This is a genomic window from Borrelia coriaceae (assembly GCF_023035295.1).
Taxonomy (GTDB): domain Bacteria; phylum Spirochaetota; class Spirochaetia; order Borreliales; family Borreliaceae; genus Borrelia; species Borrelia coriaceae.
The window spans coordinates 1-13000 of sequence record NZ_CP075081.1 but is presented as its reverse complement, the minus strand read 5'-3'; the positions used below and the strand labels follow the sequence as shown (position 1 = coordinate 13000).

Genomic DNA, 13000 nt, shown 5'->3' with positions numbered 1-13000 from the left:
TATTATATAATAATTAAATAAGGAGAGTTTATGCAAGAATCATCATTACAGTCTGTTGGAAGCGTACAAGTTTTTAGTGGTCATGTAACCGAAGATATAATATACCAAGAATTTGTGAAGATGGGTATGCAAGATTTTGTAGCAAATGATCTTTCTAAAAGGTATTACCGTAATGAACTTACTTACAAAGATATTGAGTATTTAGAAAATAATTTTAATTTTAGATTTGAAAAACTAGAAGAGAAAATAAGCGGAGTAGAAAAAAGATTAGAGGACAGAATTAATAGTGTTGAGAGTAATTTGAATTTAAAAATAGAGATGACAGAACGTAGCTTAAGATCTGAAATCACATCAGTCAAAACTGAATTAAAATCAGATATCAAAGATTTAGATAATAAGATAGATAAGATAGTGACTGAGTTTAAAGGAAGGTTTAATCTACATAATTGGATGTTTGGAACAATTATTACTCTTAATGTAGGAATTTTATTAACATTAATATCAATAGTCTATTCATTGTTAAATAAGTAAATGTAAATTAAGTATCCCCTTCTTAAAGTCATATTTAAACAACAAATTTTTTTTCCTAACCATTATTTTTTTGTTAAAAATAATTAGCAAAAACTAAGTATTGAGTTATATTTTTTATGGTTAAAGGTTAGAAGAATAAATGAGATTAGATTTCAAAGTTCATGCTAAAGATCTATACAAGTATTCAATATTCTTTAGAAACTACATCTCAAATGTAGCAGAGGACGTTCTTAAGAATGGGATCACTTTAAATAGTGTAATTCCAACTTCTTTGTCTATTGAAGATGCTTTAGATGCATTAAAAATAGAATTAAAAGCAACATTATTGCAGTGCATAATCAGTTATCGTTTCAATGGTGTTGGGTATATTTTAGTTAAAACAGAAGACCAACTACAAGATTTACACTTAGAAGTAAATAAAGAATTCCCTACTGGATTTATGTATCTTGATTATAACAGTGTTCGTGATGAGGGGCCTGATGCTACTTATATAACATACAATTTGAAAGTAAATGAAAATGATAATATATCTTATAAGGAAATAAAGATTCATAAGAGTAGAGTGATAATACACTCTAATTATGACTATATACTTAAAGCATACAGTCCATGTTATACACAAAGCTTTTTGCTTAATATATATCTTTTTGAACAAATATATAAAGAAATAGAAAAGAGAATAGAGAGTCATAATTTTTTATTTTATAAAGATGAGTCATTAGTAGAATTACAAGATGCTTTAGTTAATGCTAAAACGTCTCTAGATCTTTTAACTAAGGGTGTTGATAAGGGAAGTTTATTTACTAATATCTTCAGAAGGAATGATGATGATGAGCATATAAGAAAGTTTAAAGGTGTAAATAATGAACTTGAAAGAGAACTATATAGACTTAGAAATAATTTAAATAATGACGGCATATTTTATAGTGGTACATCAGATGCTTCACTTGAAGTTATTAAGTATGACATAACCTATTTAAAAGAGGCTTTAGCATTAGTAAAAGCAAAGATAGGAGCTGATACTAAGGAGCCTTTAACTAGAAGCTTTAATGAACAAGTTAAGGGGCTTGGTAGTGATGGTAAAGGGGACAGATCTAACTATTACGACTTTTTAAAAGGTGTTCAAGAAGAGTTAGAAATTAATTGCAATAGTAAACTTAATAAATATTATTATTTAGACATTAGATTTAACTCATTGCATATTCTCACTGAAGAAGAAAAGTATGAAAGAGATTCCAAACTTATAGAATTAACCCTTAAATACAAGGAATTAGAAGCAAGTAATACATTAAGTAAAAGTGAACTTGAGTCTTTAAGATCAAAATTATTTTTTTATGAAAGCTAGAAGGAGAGTTTATGAACCAAGAAATACAAGAAAACGTAGCCAGTACACAAGAAGATACTTTAATTCAAAATACAGAGGGTAGTAAAGAGAATACAGACAGTATTACTTTAAGTTTAAAAGAATATGAAGAGTATAAAGCATATAAAGCATCAAAAGAATCTGAAGGTAAGAATTTAACTATTAATGAGAGGATATCAAAAGAACTTTCAGAGTCACAAGCGCGTTTAGAAGAAGAAAATAAATTATTAAGTGAAGCTTCTCGTACTATTAATGGAATTGCCTTATCAAGTGCATTTAAAATCAATGATAACCTTTACATAGCACTTGTAAGTATATTTGGGAACAGAGGCCTTAATTCATAGTGAGTAACAAGGGTAATCACAATCCAAGCTTAGTACCTAATTTGGGACATGGAACACTTGAACCCGATATGTATGCTGGCATGGATGATAATGAACTGATTGAGACTTTAAAACAACAGTTACAACAAGAACAAATAAAAGAAGATGATGAAGACAATGATGATGCACAAAAAGACGAAGAACAAGGAGAAGAATTACAACAACCTTCTAGAACAAGAGGACGAAGTAGAAGAAAAAGGCAAGCAGCAGTACTTGAAACTACTGAGGGTAAGTCATTGAAGGACGCTATATTAAAGTTAAAAAAATACTCTAAAAGTTTTAATTATGATGAAAGGTCAGTATTTAAAGCTAAAACTGATTTTAGAGATAAAAACTTAACATTTGATGCTATATCTCAATCTATATCAAGTAGTACAGATAAGTTAGAAGAATATCCTGCTATAGGATTCCCATACAAGCGTGCGGTTAAATTAAAAATTGAAACTTCAAAATCTGATGAAGTTCAAGTTGAAGTATCTGATGGTAAAAATATGTATGGAATATGCATAGACATTTATGAGCATACTAATGTAGCAACAGTAATACCTATAACAAATAATTTTGAAGGTTATGTAATTGCTAAAAGCTCTTCTAGTATTCAGATTGGTGATAAATTAGATTTTGATTCAGATGGAGAAGTTATTAAATCAACTGGTGATTCACAATCATCAATTAAAGCAATTGCATTATCAAGTATACATACTTTGTACCTTACTGATGACACATCTAAAAAAAATAGTGATGAATATAAACTGTATTTAATAAAGATAGCCATTTATGGTAATAAGGTCGTTTCTTAAATAAAGCAAAAGGTTAGGAGGTTAAAGTGTCAACAACAAATGTAACTGAACTAGTAAAGCAATATGAAGAAAAAGCTAAAGCTCTTAAAAAACAAATGAAGAACCCTACTAGTGATGCTAGTACTTTTAGTAATAAAGTTGATTTTAAGGATAAAAATAGACATTTACAAAATCAAGGCGGTACTGTAACTAGCCGTCATGACAAATTAGAGAATTACTTCTTTAAAGGATATCCATATAAAAGAGGAGTAAAGCTAGTTGTAAACACAACATCAGATAATAATCCACATTATGAACCTCATGTTGAAGTTAGTGGTGAGGATGACCTTTACGGCATATGTACAGATATAGATGAATTTACACAAACTGCGACAGTAATTCCTATTACAAATAACTTCCAAGAATATTTAGTAGCAAAAGATGCCAATATAAAAAGAAAAGATAAAGTTAAATTTAATTCAGATGGTGAGCTTGAAAAGGTTAACTCAAGTGATGGCAAAATTAATGCCATGGCATTATCAGATGCTATTGAGCTTGATGATACTGAAAAAAAGCTTTGCATAGTACATGTAGCTATTTATGGTAATAAAGGTAAACCAAGTTAATAAGTAAGTTAAAGGGGGTTAAAGATGTCAGAATTATATGATCAAAATTATTATGCTAAAGAGATAGCAAATATATTTAATGAAGTAAAGTTACCGGTATTTTATAATTGGTTTTCTAGTGAACAAATTGAAGATGTAGATTTAAAGACAGGGTACTTAAAAACAATAAAATGGGATGCATTTCTTAATGCCAATCCAACAACATTAGTAAATGAAGTTAATACTATTGCTACTATTGGTTTTCGTTCAGAAGCAGTTAGACTTAATTATCTTAAATTACAATATAAGTTTAGACATTTAAAGCAAACTTCTGAAGGATTTTATAAAAATAATGATTATGCAGGTGATGTAAATAATAATTTACTTCCATTTAGGGAAGCATATAAACTTGCAAGTAATGAGATTATTAAACTTATAAATCACTTTATATTAACCGGTACTGTCTCAATTCAAAAAGATGGTAAGAATCAAAAACGTATGCTTCCTAATATGTATGGTCTACTTAATATGCCTGATCAAGTAAAAGAAGATGTTGAGTCATCTAATAAAGATAAAATGGATAAGATATTTGAAAAAATTGAAGCAGGGCTTGCAAAATTAGAACTTGGTGATGAGTTTTCTACTCCATTTATGGTACTAGTTGATCCCGTAACAAGTTTAAAACTAGTTAAACCATATGCAATACCAAGTGATTCATCAACATCATCTAACTCTCATATTTATTCTTCAACTGATTCATGGGAAGATTTCCTTATCAAGACTATTAAAGCTGTTAATAATAGACAAGAAGTATATATTCAAACATCTAATTTACTCTCAAATCAGATATTAATTTATCCATTAAATTCAGAATTAATTAAATTCAAACCAAGTAAGTATATGTTACCAATGCCAAATGAACAAGTTGATAAAGATTCAACTGATATTGCACATTCATACATTGATTTTGTTTTAGGTGGCCTCATAGCAACACAGAATACTATTTTACACGTTAATATTAAGCAAAGTTAATTATTAATAGAAGAGGGGTTAGATATGTCATCAGAATTGCAAACACTTCATAGTAAGATATTAAGTTTACTTAATTTAAGTGAAGAAGTATTGTCATTTACTCAGTTTGAAACTTATACAGAATTACTTGAGATGATAATAACTACCAAAGGAATTAATGCTGACATGCTTACCCACTCACATCTGATATTACTACTTTATTACTATATAGGTTGTAAACTAAATCAGACTGGTCTGATACGTGAATTTGATTTTAACCGTATCAAAAATGAGAAGATTAATGATCTTGAAATTTCATACCATCCTATTGGTAATGAAGCTAATGCAAACACAAGCTTTTGTAATCAGTTTGAATCTTTACTTAGTAGTCTTAAAAGCCAAACAACTAATCCACCTTGTTGTATAGGAATCCTCAAATGATGACACATAATAATAGTATTAGAACTAGACTAGCAAGCTTAGCATCAAGAGTAATCTCTTACTTTAAGAATGAAGAGACACTTAAGCTATATAAAGTCACTTCATAAACTTTATACTACATCCAATTTAGAGTTTGAACTTAAAGATAGAATATCAGATTCTAATATGTTTTATGAAATAGTCAGTATTGACTCTAGTATTGGCTATCTTACTATCATTTTGAAGGTAATAGAATGGAAATAGAGATTGAGATTGGTTGGTTTGATAAAAGAAATGCAAAAATTGCTCGTATGCATGAATTTGGTAATAGCAAATTACCTTCAAGATCACACTTATATGCTGTTGCTAATGAAATGGGATTTAAGAATTATATAGACACAATTTATATAAGAAATTGCTTCATGGAAAATCCTAAAAAAGGTATGCAAGCCATAGCAAAGGCTTTTATTACTTATTACACTAATTATGTTGTATCAAATAAAGTAAAACCTCAAATACAAGCTAAAACCATTGCATATAAAAAAAGAAAAGGATCATCTTATTCAACATCAACATTAATTGATACTGCAAACATGCTTAATTCTATTAGTTATAGGATAAACCAATGATACTCAATATTAAGGCTATACATACTTGCCTACTAGATTATCTAAAAAGTTTTAAAGAAGTCATTAAGAAATTAGGAATAAGCTTAGACATAATTCATACATATAATCATCCATACATCTCTAAACACACTACCAAGTCTGAAAATATATGTGCAGTTAAATTTGAAAATATAGATAACTTATTAATACCAAATTCAAGATGCGGTGAATTTTACTCTAATGTAAATGAGTTTAGTTTGCATTTTCAAATATTTATTTTAAGTCAAGTTATAGATTCTAAAGATAGGGATTCATATTACACCATGCTTCAAATCTATAGTTTGTTAACTGATTTTATTTATGCCTTAAAACACATTGGTACTGACGCATCTTTTACTAAGTTATTTAAAACTTTTCTTAATGTTGATATTGAAATTACAATACCGAGTGATGGTGTTATTAATATAAAATTACTAGGTGCTGTTAAAACAAACTTTACTGCTAAAATCTCACCTAGTTCTACTAATAATAGAAATAGAAAAATCAAATTATGCTATAAAAATAAAAATGAAAATATCCAATGTAAAATCTTAATTTTTCACTTCCTTCCTAAAGGATATGCTGAGTCTATTTACACATTCCTAAAAAACTTAATACCAATTGGAAGGGCCTTAAAATTATATGACATGGAAAATAAGGAAATTGCTAAATTTAATATTTAAAAGGAGTTTATATAAATGAGTAGTGACCAAGACGATTGTATTCAAATTAAAGATTTAAATAGACTTGAATCAGTTAAAAATACTGATCTATTACTACTCGATGATGGTATTTCAAGTTGTAATGCTATTACTTTTGAAAATTTTCTTAAAACTGCTAAAGAAAAAACTTTTAAAGGTGAAGGACTGACTTATTTTAAAGAAATTATTAAAAGCACTATTGCTACAGAATTACAACAATATGATGATTTCATAAATCAAGTTTACAGTAAAATACTTAACAAATTTTTAAATGATGAATCTAGTAGTATCTCAAATACATATAGTAAAGTTAAAGATAAACTTGGAAGTGGACTATCAACATATAGCTTAAGCAAAGATGATTACTTTGTTACTTCAAATTACAGTTCACTACAAAAAGCAAAAATACCCGAATACTTAACATGAATCCCTTCAGGGTTCAATTCAACAAGAGAAGGAACCACAAGTTCATCCATTTATGAATCTTCACTTAGAAGGCAAGCTTACAGATTAGACATGACATCACAGTATTCAAATCAAGATGTAACTCTTGTTTTCTACAGCTCTGATGATGACAAGCCTATTTACTTAGATATATATGTTGATGTTTCAATTTATGCTGGAAGTAGCAGTGTCAAAAAATATGTGTATCTTAAATATTCTAGTGAATCACAAAAGTCAATTATCTATGAACGTGGGGGTAGCAATATGACTTTAAATGATTATTCTCCTCTCTTTAGAGGTTGGTATATTCAAAAACGTTTATATAAAAGTGGTAGCTATGTACCTGCTTTAGTAAAGTTATAAATTAAATAGCAAAAACTATTTTTTGATATATAGTTGTAGCTACATAATTTTTAAAGCGAGGTTAAAGCATAAATGAATGATACAAATATAAATAATTTAACACAGCTTTTACTTGGTATTGATGGCAATAAGTTACTTGTTATCTCAGGTTTAATCTTAGGACTTGCATTTTTATTAAAACCAGTACTTAAAGATATTTTAAATATCTTATTAGATAAATTTAAAACACAATGCAAACAAAAAGACAAAGATGAGAAGGAGGGGTTATGATACTTGAAAAGCAACATCTAGATACTGCTTTAGAGTCAATATCCAATTTAATTGATACACTTTCAAACTTCAAAGACGGCAGTTTCAATGAGAATGCTCATAAAGCATTTTCACTATTGTGTGAATTTTATTTAGAATACGAACAAATCTACACTAAAAATATGGAAATACTAGATAATGCATTAACTCCACAAATAAAGTTAGATCTTGAACCTATCCAAACCAAAATAAAAGCATTTATAGACAAAGTCAATAGCAACCCAAATAATATGAAATTGCCTTCACAAATTACATATCATGAAAAGGAGACAAAATGAAATTAAGTACTGCTAAAACAAGTGTTGAGATTCTAAACAAATTTACAGATATCATCAAAAACAATAACCAAAATAAAAACACTGCTACATACATTAATATTTTTACTAAAGTAGTCAATTATTTTTACTGTCTATATGAAACTAGTGTATATCAAATGGAACAAAAGGAAGCTATCAAACTATTATCTGAAATTGAAGAAATACTAAGAATTAATATTGAAAGAATAGAAACTACTGATGAGTATGATGAGCTTTCAAAATACATATCTCAACTCAGAGCTAAACGCAACAAAATAATGAGTACTTACATCAAAATGTTAAAGGAGGCCTAATTTGAAAAAGCTTATAAATTTAACTTTTTTAACACTGATATTATCATGTACAACGATAGCATCACTAACAGAAGAACCAACGCCACCTAAGGAACAAACTCTTACAGAGTTAAATATATATGAAGCAAAGTTATCTGATTATGTTATGTATTTACAAGTATTTTTAACTAGAACAAAGAAAAAGGTTAATGACCCAAAGTATCCTAAGTTTACCTACTTTGATGCTTCTACACTTAAATCAAATCATACCGTTGATGATTTAATGTTTAATATAAATTTGTTTAAAAAGTACATTCAAGTCACTAAACCTATTGTACAAATAGTGTACAATAAGTATTCGAAATTAAAAAATTAAATAAAGATAAGCCCTCAAGGCTTATCTTTTAACAGAATAGGGGTATATCTTTATTCACAAAGATACCTAAAATTCTCATCACTTGCTATATATCCAAAAAGTTTTAATGGACTTTGACCATATTTAGGTTCTCTATACACTAAAAATTTAGAAAACCCTTCTACAACTTCTGGATCAGACTGGGTCCTTGTTAAATAGTTATTAAGTAAACTTGTCCAATATTCTACTGTTTTAAGCTCCGGTTTAGTCTCAAAATAATTAAGTATATTAGAATCATCATCCTCTTGTAATTGATATAAAAATTTATCTATCATTTCTAGACTATCAAAAGGAGTATCTTCTAATTGTGAATGCATCTTCTTAGATGCTTGAAGTAAGTTCTTGTAATAATAATACTTAGAAGGTACACGCTTAGGAAGCTCATCACCCTCTCTAACGGATTTACAACCAATAGATTGTGTTTTCACTGATCCTTTAATAGGAGTTTTTTTAGCATTAGTACTTTTAACATTAACAGTTCTACTTCCTTTGACAACTTTTATAGATGTGTTATTTGCAATGCTAACTTGTTCTTTATTATCTTCTTGTCTATGTTCTAAAGAACATGCATCAGTATCAACTTCACTTTCAATTGAAAGATACGCTACAAGTGCATACCTCTTAAAATATGTTATACATGAACCTACAAGTTGTGGAAGTGTATTCTGATTCTTTACTCCTGCTGAGGTTAATTCTTCTGTATATATTGGTGTATCAAATGACTGGCTATATCCACTACTAGGACTATAAAATGTTGTTGTAATAACATTAATCAAACGCCCATCAAAACTTTTTAAAGTTGGGCATTGTACAAAACCAATATCTAAATTATTAGTTTTTATAACATTCTTAATTTCCCTTACTATCTCATTAAAATCTTGATATTTATATCCATATCCGTTAAGGTTCTTAGCAACACCACTTAAACCCATTTGTAGACTGTGTAATGATTTTAGAAAGTCTATCTTTGATTGATTTTCATTTACTACTGAACTTTGATCATTTATTATTATATCTGTTACTTTTCTTTTTGCTTGTTTACTTAGTTTCTTAACCGTTTTACGCATTTTAGTTTTTGCATTTATAGTATTTTTTATCATATTAAACTCCTGTTTCTATGTTATAAATATATATAATATTATCAAAAACTAAATTTGTCAATTTTTATTGCAGCATTTTCAGTAATTTTTGTATGAAAAGTATTAAAAAAATCCTTAGAACCTAATTAAGAATTCTTAAATAGAATGCTTAATCACGCTCTAAGGCTTATCCTAAACGAACATAAAACAGGTAGTTCTAAATGATAGTACTACTGATGGCAATTAGTATATAATAAAGTTAGGATAAAATCAACTATTATTTCAAATATAAAAAACTTAACATACACGTAATTTTTACACTTTAACTGTACATGATTTAAAAAACTTGTTTACAAGAATAAAAGTAATAATCTATACTATTATCAACCTTTTAAACTTTTAAATTCTTTCATAAATTCTTCAATCAAATCTCTTTTATTTGAAAAAAGCTTATCCATTAAAAAGCTTGTAAACTTGGCATTTCGCTTATAAAAATCGTAACTGTCCTGACTTTTAAGTTGAAATCTTAATGGTTTTATTGGATTTTCTTTTGACTTTTGAGATATCTTAATCTTCTTGAGAACACCTTTTATGCCCTCTTTCTTAAGCTCTTCTAAATCTAAAGTTCCTTTTAATATTTCCTTATATATCTTTAAATATTTAAAAGCCTGGGTCCTTGCTATGACAAAGTCTTCTAAAAAACTATTAAAATTAATATACCCATCAATTTTATACAATTTATTTTCTTTAATTTCATATAAAATTTTCATTATCTTAATTCTATCTTCTATCTCATTTAACAGAATAGCTCTTAATTGATTTTTATAAGCTTCATATTTTATCTTATTGTCCTTAGTACTTAAATTTTGCTCTCTATCATTTAAAATGATATTTTTCTTTTGCATAAAACCTCCTTACATACTATTTATATAAATCAGTACACCGGGTGTACTGATTTATATAAATAGTATGTTACTTAAAGCTTCTTTTATTTCTTTATAATAATTCTCACTTTCATTTGGAACAAGCAATTCATTAATAAAAACTCTTATTCCATTCGAAAAATGGATTTTACCCTTAATAAGCTTTTCATAATGCTCATTTAAAAGATTTTCTATATCTTTTAAGGTATTTCTATTTTTAATAAATTTATTTTTTATTATTGATACTTCTATTTTTTTATTCTTAATAATTTCTGTTTTTTTTACTGATTTTAAAATCTGTGGAAATGTTTCAACTGACCACCTTTCAACTTCAATAGGAACGACAAGATTATCTGTGATATTTAAAGCGTTATACAATAAAGTCTTTGAATTTGGAGCTGTATCAATAATTACATAATCAAAATTATAATTTGATAAATTTTCATTTAAACAAAATTCTAACAATAATTCTTTATATTCAATTAACTCTTGTTCGAAATTTCTTAGTATAGGATGAGATGCGATAATACACATATTGTTATTTATCTTATTCAAATATTTATCAAAATTAGTATTAAACTCTTCTTTTAATAAAGCATAAATATTAAACTCTTCTATATTTTTTATATATTCAATGAAATAACTAGTTATACTATTTTGTGGATCTAAATCTATTAAAAGTACTTTCTTATCCATTTTTTTTAAAATATAACTGAAAATAATAGTTAAAACACTTTTCCCAACCCCTCCTTTAATAGAAGCGATCGTAATTACTTTAGGTTTTTTTCTATCCATTTGCTTATAATGCCTCCTTCTGGCAGTTTTTTATTGTAAAACTCATATACTTCTCTCTCTAAAGTTAAAAGTGTTGTCATTAAAGAACTGTAATATTTTGTGTCAATTTTATCTTTTTTAAGTAAACGAGATATCCCTTTGATGTAACAGCGAACACTACCTTTCTTAAATTTAAACTCTATATAATAAACTTTTGAAAATGTATGTTTTTTGACAATTCCATTGTCTTCATATCTTCTAACCACATTCTGTATCGGTTTCCTATAACCATAATAAATGCCTAAAAATTTATCATCATCTCCTACCAAAAATAAATTAAATGATTTTATTCTTTCTTGATTTAATAATTCTCTCAATGTAACAAAAAATCTGTTCTTTTTTTTCTTGTCTACCCCAAATGCGTAGAAATCCATTACAATTTTTGTATGATATATTTTTCTATTGTTGGCTTCTTCTATTTTAATAAAAATAGATTTATTTTTATTATCTTTAATCTCTAATTCCTTTTTTTTAAGGCGTTCTAGTACATGCTTCATAATTAATCCTTAACTTGTAACTTTTTTAGATTCTCTTAATTGTAAATAGTTTTTATTATCTTCCATTAACTCTAAAAGTTCGTAATAGTAATGGTTACTAAATACCTTGCTATATTCTAATTTGTTCTGTTTGCTTAAATAGTTTTTTAATATTGGTACCAAAACAGACATGTCTGTTTTATGTTTTAATTGTTCAAGAAGTATGCTAAATATATTATTCCTAATGTCTATCTCATTTTCTTGTGTTCTTCTATTAGTATATTCAACTGTTTTTTTAAGTTTTCCTATTATTTTTTCCAGATCACTGTATTTATCTTTTTCTATGATAAAGTGGGGTTTGTTTTTATATTGTTCATACACATTTTGTATTTTGATCTCTAACTGTTTACTACTATATCCCTCATTTTTTAAATTAGCTTTTATCTCATTTAACATTCTGATTAATTCTTTTTGTTTATTTTCAAGTTTGCTATTATTTGGTTTTATGTCGTTTATCCTTTTGTATTTATTGTTTTCAGCTTTCTTAATAGCTTTCAATGCTTCAATTTTAAAATCTTTTTCTGCCTCTAAATTTAAAATCGAAAGGAAAGCATTTGATTTAAAATTACATTTCTTAGCGTACTTTTTTACTTGTGATTTTTCTATAGATTTTTTGTCATTTTCTTTTTCTTCTTTTTTATTATAAGAATTATTAGAACACTCCCATTTTTCTACACTCCTATTTTTAATGCAAGTCTTTTCAATATATGCATTAGCTCGTTTTTTGTACCTTTCCTCTTTTTTTTCTCTAAAGTGTTTATTGATTATGCGGTAACATTCTTTTTTGTTGTATTTAAGTTTGTAATGGACCTCAGTTCCCATGTTAACGCCCAAATGTTTGTAATAGTTAATTGTAACACCTAATACTTTTTCTAATTTATAGAGATAACTTTGTAGAGTTTTAAGTTTAACAGGTTTTTGGCCATTTTTTTTCATATTGTTATTAAAGTAATAAAGTATGTTGCTTTGGGTATACTGCTTAAGATTTAAGTTCATGTAATTTAGTGTAGATATTAAAACGATTAATTTGTGTTGGTGTTTGTTTGTAGATTTTTTTATGCTCCTCAT

General features: G+C 27.2%; 19 protein-coding genes and 1 pseudogene. 15 read left to right on the top strand and 5 right to left on the bottom strand.

Annotation, left to right across the window (positions count from 1 at the left end; translation table 11 throughout):
- The first annotated feature begins 30 nt into the window (after nt 1-30).
- The 15 genes and pseudogenes from bdr to bcCo53_RS05185 all read left to right on the top strand — a co-directional run bounded on the left by bdr (nt 31) and on the right by bcCo53_RS05185 (nt 8521).
- Nucleotides 31-531 (top strand): Bdr family repetitive protein, encoded by a 501-nt coding sequence (bdr, locus tag bcCo53_RS05255; protein WP_051480087.1) that lies wholly within the window; start codon nt 31-33, stop codon nt 529-531.
- A 139-nt stretch (nt 532-670) separates the two neighbouring features.
- The gene (locus bcCo53_RS05250; RefSeq protein ID WP_246938414.1) at nt 671-1876 is read left to right on the top strand and encodes an anti-CBASS protein Acb1 family protein; all 1206 of its coding nucleotides are present in this window, start codon (nt 671-673) and stop codon (nt 1874-1876) included.
- Nucleotides 1877-1887: 11 nt separating this feature from the next.
- Entirely contained in the window at nt 1888-2238 is a 351-nt protein-coding gene (locus tag bcCo53_RS05245; protein ID WP_025408691.1) for a DUF1357 family protein, read from the top strand.
- Nucleotides 2238-3077 carry a DUF228 domain-containing protein gene (locus bcCo53_RS05240; RefSeq protein WP_025408690.1) on the top strand — a complete coding sequence of 280 codons (840 nt, stop codon included), beginning with the start codon at nt 2238-2240 and terminating at the stop codon, nt 3075-3077. Before bcCo53_RS05245 ends, bcCo53_RS05240 begins: the two co-directional genes overlap by 1 nt.
- Nucleotides 3078-3103: 26 nt before the next feature.
- On the top strand, nt 3104-3682 hold the full coding sequence (locus bcCo53_RS05235; RefSeq protein WP_025408689.1) for a DUF228 domain-containing protein: 579 nt from the start codon (nt 3104-3106) through the stop codon (nt 3680-3682).
- 24 nt (nt 3683-3706) lie between these two features.
- The gene (locus tag bcCo53_RS05230) at nt 3707-4693 is read left to right on the top strand and encodes a hypothetical protein (RefSeq protein WP_025408688.1); all 987 of its coding nucleotides are present in this window, start codon (nt 3707-3709) and stop codon (nt 4691-4693) included.
- Nucleotides 4694-4717: 24 nt separating this feature from the next.
- Nucleotides 4718-5113, top strand: coding sequence for a DUF3890 domain-containing protein (locus bcCo53_RS05225; protein ID WP_025408687.1), 396 nt, complete (start codon nt 4718-4720; stop codon nt 5111-5113).
- Between the two features lie 69 nt (nt 5114-5182).
- Nucleotides 5183-5356 (top strand): DUF1506 family protein, encoded by a 174-nt coding sequence (locus tag bcCo53_RS05220; RefSeq protein WP_081751678.1) that lies wholly within the window; start codon nt 5183-5185, stop codon nt 5354-5356.
- On the top strand, nt 5347-5721 hold the full coding sequence (locus bcCo53_RS05215) for a hypothetical protein (RefSeq protein WP_025408686.1): 375 nt from the start codon (nt 5347-5349) through the stop codon (nt 5719-5721). Before bcCo53_RS05220 ends, bcCo53_RS05215 begins: the two co-directional genes overlap by 10 nt.
- Nucleotides 5718-6422 carry a DUF735 family protein gene (locus tag bcCo53_RS05210; RefSeq protein ID WP_025408685.1) on the top strand — a complete coding sequence of 235 codons (705 nt, stop codon included), beginning with the start codon at nt 5718-5720 and terminating at the stop codon, nt 6420-6422. The genes bcCo53_RS05215 and bcCo53_RS05210 overlap by 4 nt, the downstream gene beginning before the upstream one ends.
- Nucleotides 6423-6437: 15 nt before the next feature.
- A pseudogene (locus bcCo53_RS05205) lies at nt 6438-7247 on the top strand (DUF685 domain-containing protein).
- Between the two features lie 72 nt (nt 7248-7319).
- Nucleotides 7320-7517 (top strand): hypothetical protein, encoded by a 198-nt coding sequence (locus tag bcCo53_RS05200; protein WP_025408684.1) that lies wholly within the window; start codon nt 7320-7322, stop codon nt 7515-7517.
- The gene (locus tag bcCo53_RS05195) at nt 7514-7834 is read left to right on the top strand and encodes a BlyB family putative holin accessory protein (RefSeq protein WP_025408683.1); all 321 of its coding nucleotides are present in this window, start codon (nt 7514-7516) and stop codon (nt 7832-7834) included. Before bcCo53_RS05200 ends, bcCo53_RS05195 begins: the two co-directional genes overlap by 4 nt.
- Nucleotides 7831-8166, top strand: coding sequence for a BlyB family putative holin accessory protein (locus tag bcCo53_RS05190; RefSeq protein ID WP_041178840.1), 336 nt, complete (start codon nt 7831-7833; stop codon nt 8164-8166). The genes bcCo53_RS05195 and bcCo53_RS05190 overlap by 4 nt, the downstream gene beginning before the upstream one ends.
- A gap of 1 nt (nt 8167) precedes the next feature.
- On the top strand, nt 8168-8521 hold the full coding sequence (locus bcCo53_RS05185) for a BBA14 family lipoprotein (RefSeq protein WP_025408682.1): 354 nt from the start codon (nt 8168-8170) through the stop codon (nt 8519-8521).
- Nucleotides 8522-8571: 50 nt separating this feature from the next.
- Here the strand turns inward: bcCo53_RS05185 and bcCo53_RS05180 are convergent, their stop codons facing one another.
- The 5 genes from bcCo53_RS05180 to bcCo53_RS05160 all read right to left on the bottom strand — a co-directional run bounded on the left by bcCo53_RS05180 (nt 8572) and on the right by bcCo53_RS05160 (nt 13000).
- On the bottom strand, nt 8572-9660 hold the full coding sequence (locus tag bcCo53_RS05180; protein ID WP_025408681.1) for an ERF family protein: 1089 nt from the start codon (nt 9658-9660) through the stop codon (nt 8572-8574).
- Between the two features lie 362 nt (nt 9661-10022).
- Complete coding sequence (locus tag bcCo53_RS05175) at nt 10023-10544, bottom strand: chromosome replication/partitioning protein (RefSeq protein WP_025408680.1); 522 nt, start codon at nt 10542-10544, stop codon at nt 10023-10025.
- Nucleotides 10545-10595: 51 nt separating this feature from the next.
- On the bottom strand, nt 10596-11357 hold the full coding sequence (locus bcCo53_RS05170; protein ID WP_025408679.1) for a ParA family protein: 762 nt from the start codon (nt 11355-11357) through the stop codon (nt 10596-10598).
- The gene (locus tag bcCo53_RS05165) at nt 11333-11893 is read right to left on the bottom strand and encodes a DUF226 domain-containing protein (RefSeq protein ID WP_028328296.1); all 561 of its coding nucleotides are present in this window, start codon (nt 11891-11893) and stop codon (nt 11333-11335) included. Before bcCo53_RS05165 ends, bcCo53_RS05170 begins: the two co-directional genes overlap by 25 nt.
- A 9-nt stretch (nt 11894-11902) precedes the next feature.
- Nucleotides 11903-13000, bottom strand: a complete 1098-nt coding sequence (locus tag bcCo53_RS05160; RefSeq protein WP_025408678.1) for a plasmid maintenance protein — start codon at nt 12998-13000, stop codon at nt 11903-11905.

Coding starts and splice junctions, on each gene's coding strand:
- bdr (WP_051480087.1), top strand. CDS start 31: ATGCAAGAATCATCATTACAGTCTGTTGGAAGCGTACAAGTTTTTAGT.
- bcCo53_RS05250 (WP_246938414.1), top strand. CDS start 671: ATGAGATTAGATTTCAAAGTTCATGCTAAAGATCTATACAAGTATTCA.
- bcCo53_RS05245 (WP_025408691.1), top strand. CDS start 1,888: ATGAACCAAGAAATACAAGAAAACGTAGCCAGTACACAAGAAGATACT.
- bcCo53_RS05230 (WP_025408688.1), top strand. CDS start 3,707: ATGTCAGAATTATATGATCAAAATTATTATGCTAAAGAGATAGCAAAT.
- bcCo53_RS05225 (WP_025408687.1), top strand. CDS start 4,718: ATGTCATCAGAATTGCAAACACTTCATAGTAAGATATTAAGTTTACTT.
- bcCo53_RS05220 (WP_081751678.1), top strand. CDS start 5,183: ATGAAGAGACACTTAAGCTATATAAAGTCACTTCATAAACTTTATACT.
- bcCo53_RS05215 (WP_025408686.1), top strand. CDS start 5,347: ATGGAAATAGAGATTGAGATTGGTTGGTTTGATAAAAGAAATGCAAAA.
- bcCo53_RS05210 (WP_025408685.1), top strand. CDS start 5,718: ATGATACTCAATATTAAGGCTATACATACTTGCCTACTAGATTATCTA.
- bcCo53_RS05200 (WP_025408684.1), top strand. CDS start 7,320: ATGAATGATACAAATATAAATAATTTAACACAGCTTTTACTTGGTATT.
- bcCo53_RS05195 (WP_025408683.1), top strand. CDS start 7,514: ATGATACTTGAAAAGCAACATCTAGATACTGCTTTAGAGTCAATATCC.
- bcCo53_RS05190 (WP_041178840.1), top strand. CDS start 7,831: ATGAAATTAAGTACTGCTAAAACAAGTGTTGAGATTCTAAACAAATTT.
- bcCo53_RS05180 (WP_025408681.1), bottom strand. CDS start 9,660: ATGATAAAAAATACTATAAATGCAAAAACTAAAATGCGTAAAACGGTT.
- bcCo53_RS05175 (WP_025408680.1), bottom strand. CDS start 10,544: ATGCAAAAGAAAAATATCATTTTAAATGATAGAGAGCAAAATTTAAGT.
- bcCo53_RS05170 (WP_025408679.1), bottom strand. CDS start 11,357: ATGGATAGAAAAAAACCTAAAGTAATTACGATCGCTTCTATTAAAGGA.
- bcCo53_RS05165 (WP_028328296.1), bottom strand. CDS start 11,893: ATGAAGCATGTACTAGAACGCCTTAAAAAAAAGGAATTAGAGATTAAA.
- bcCo53_RS05160 (WP_025408678.1), bottom strand. CDS start 13,000: ATGAGGAGCATAAAAAAATCTACAAACAAACACCAACACAAATTAATC.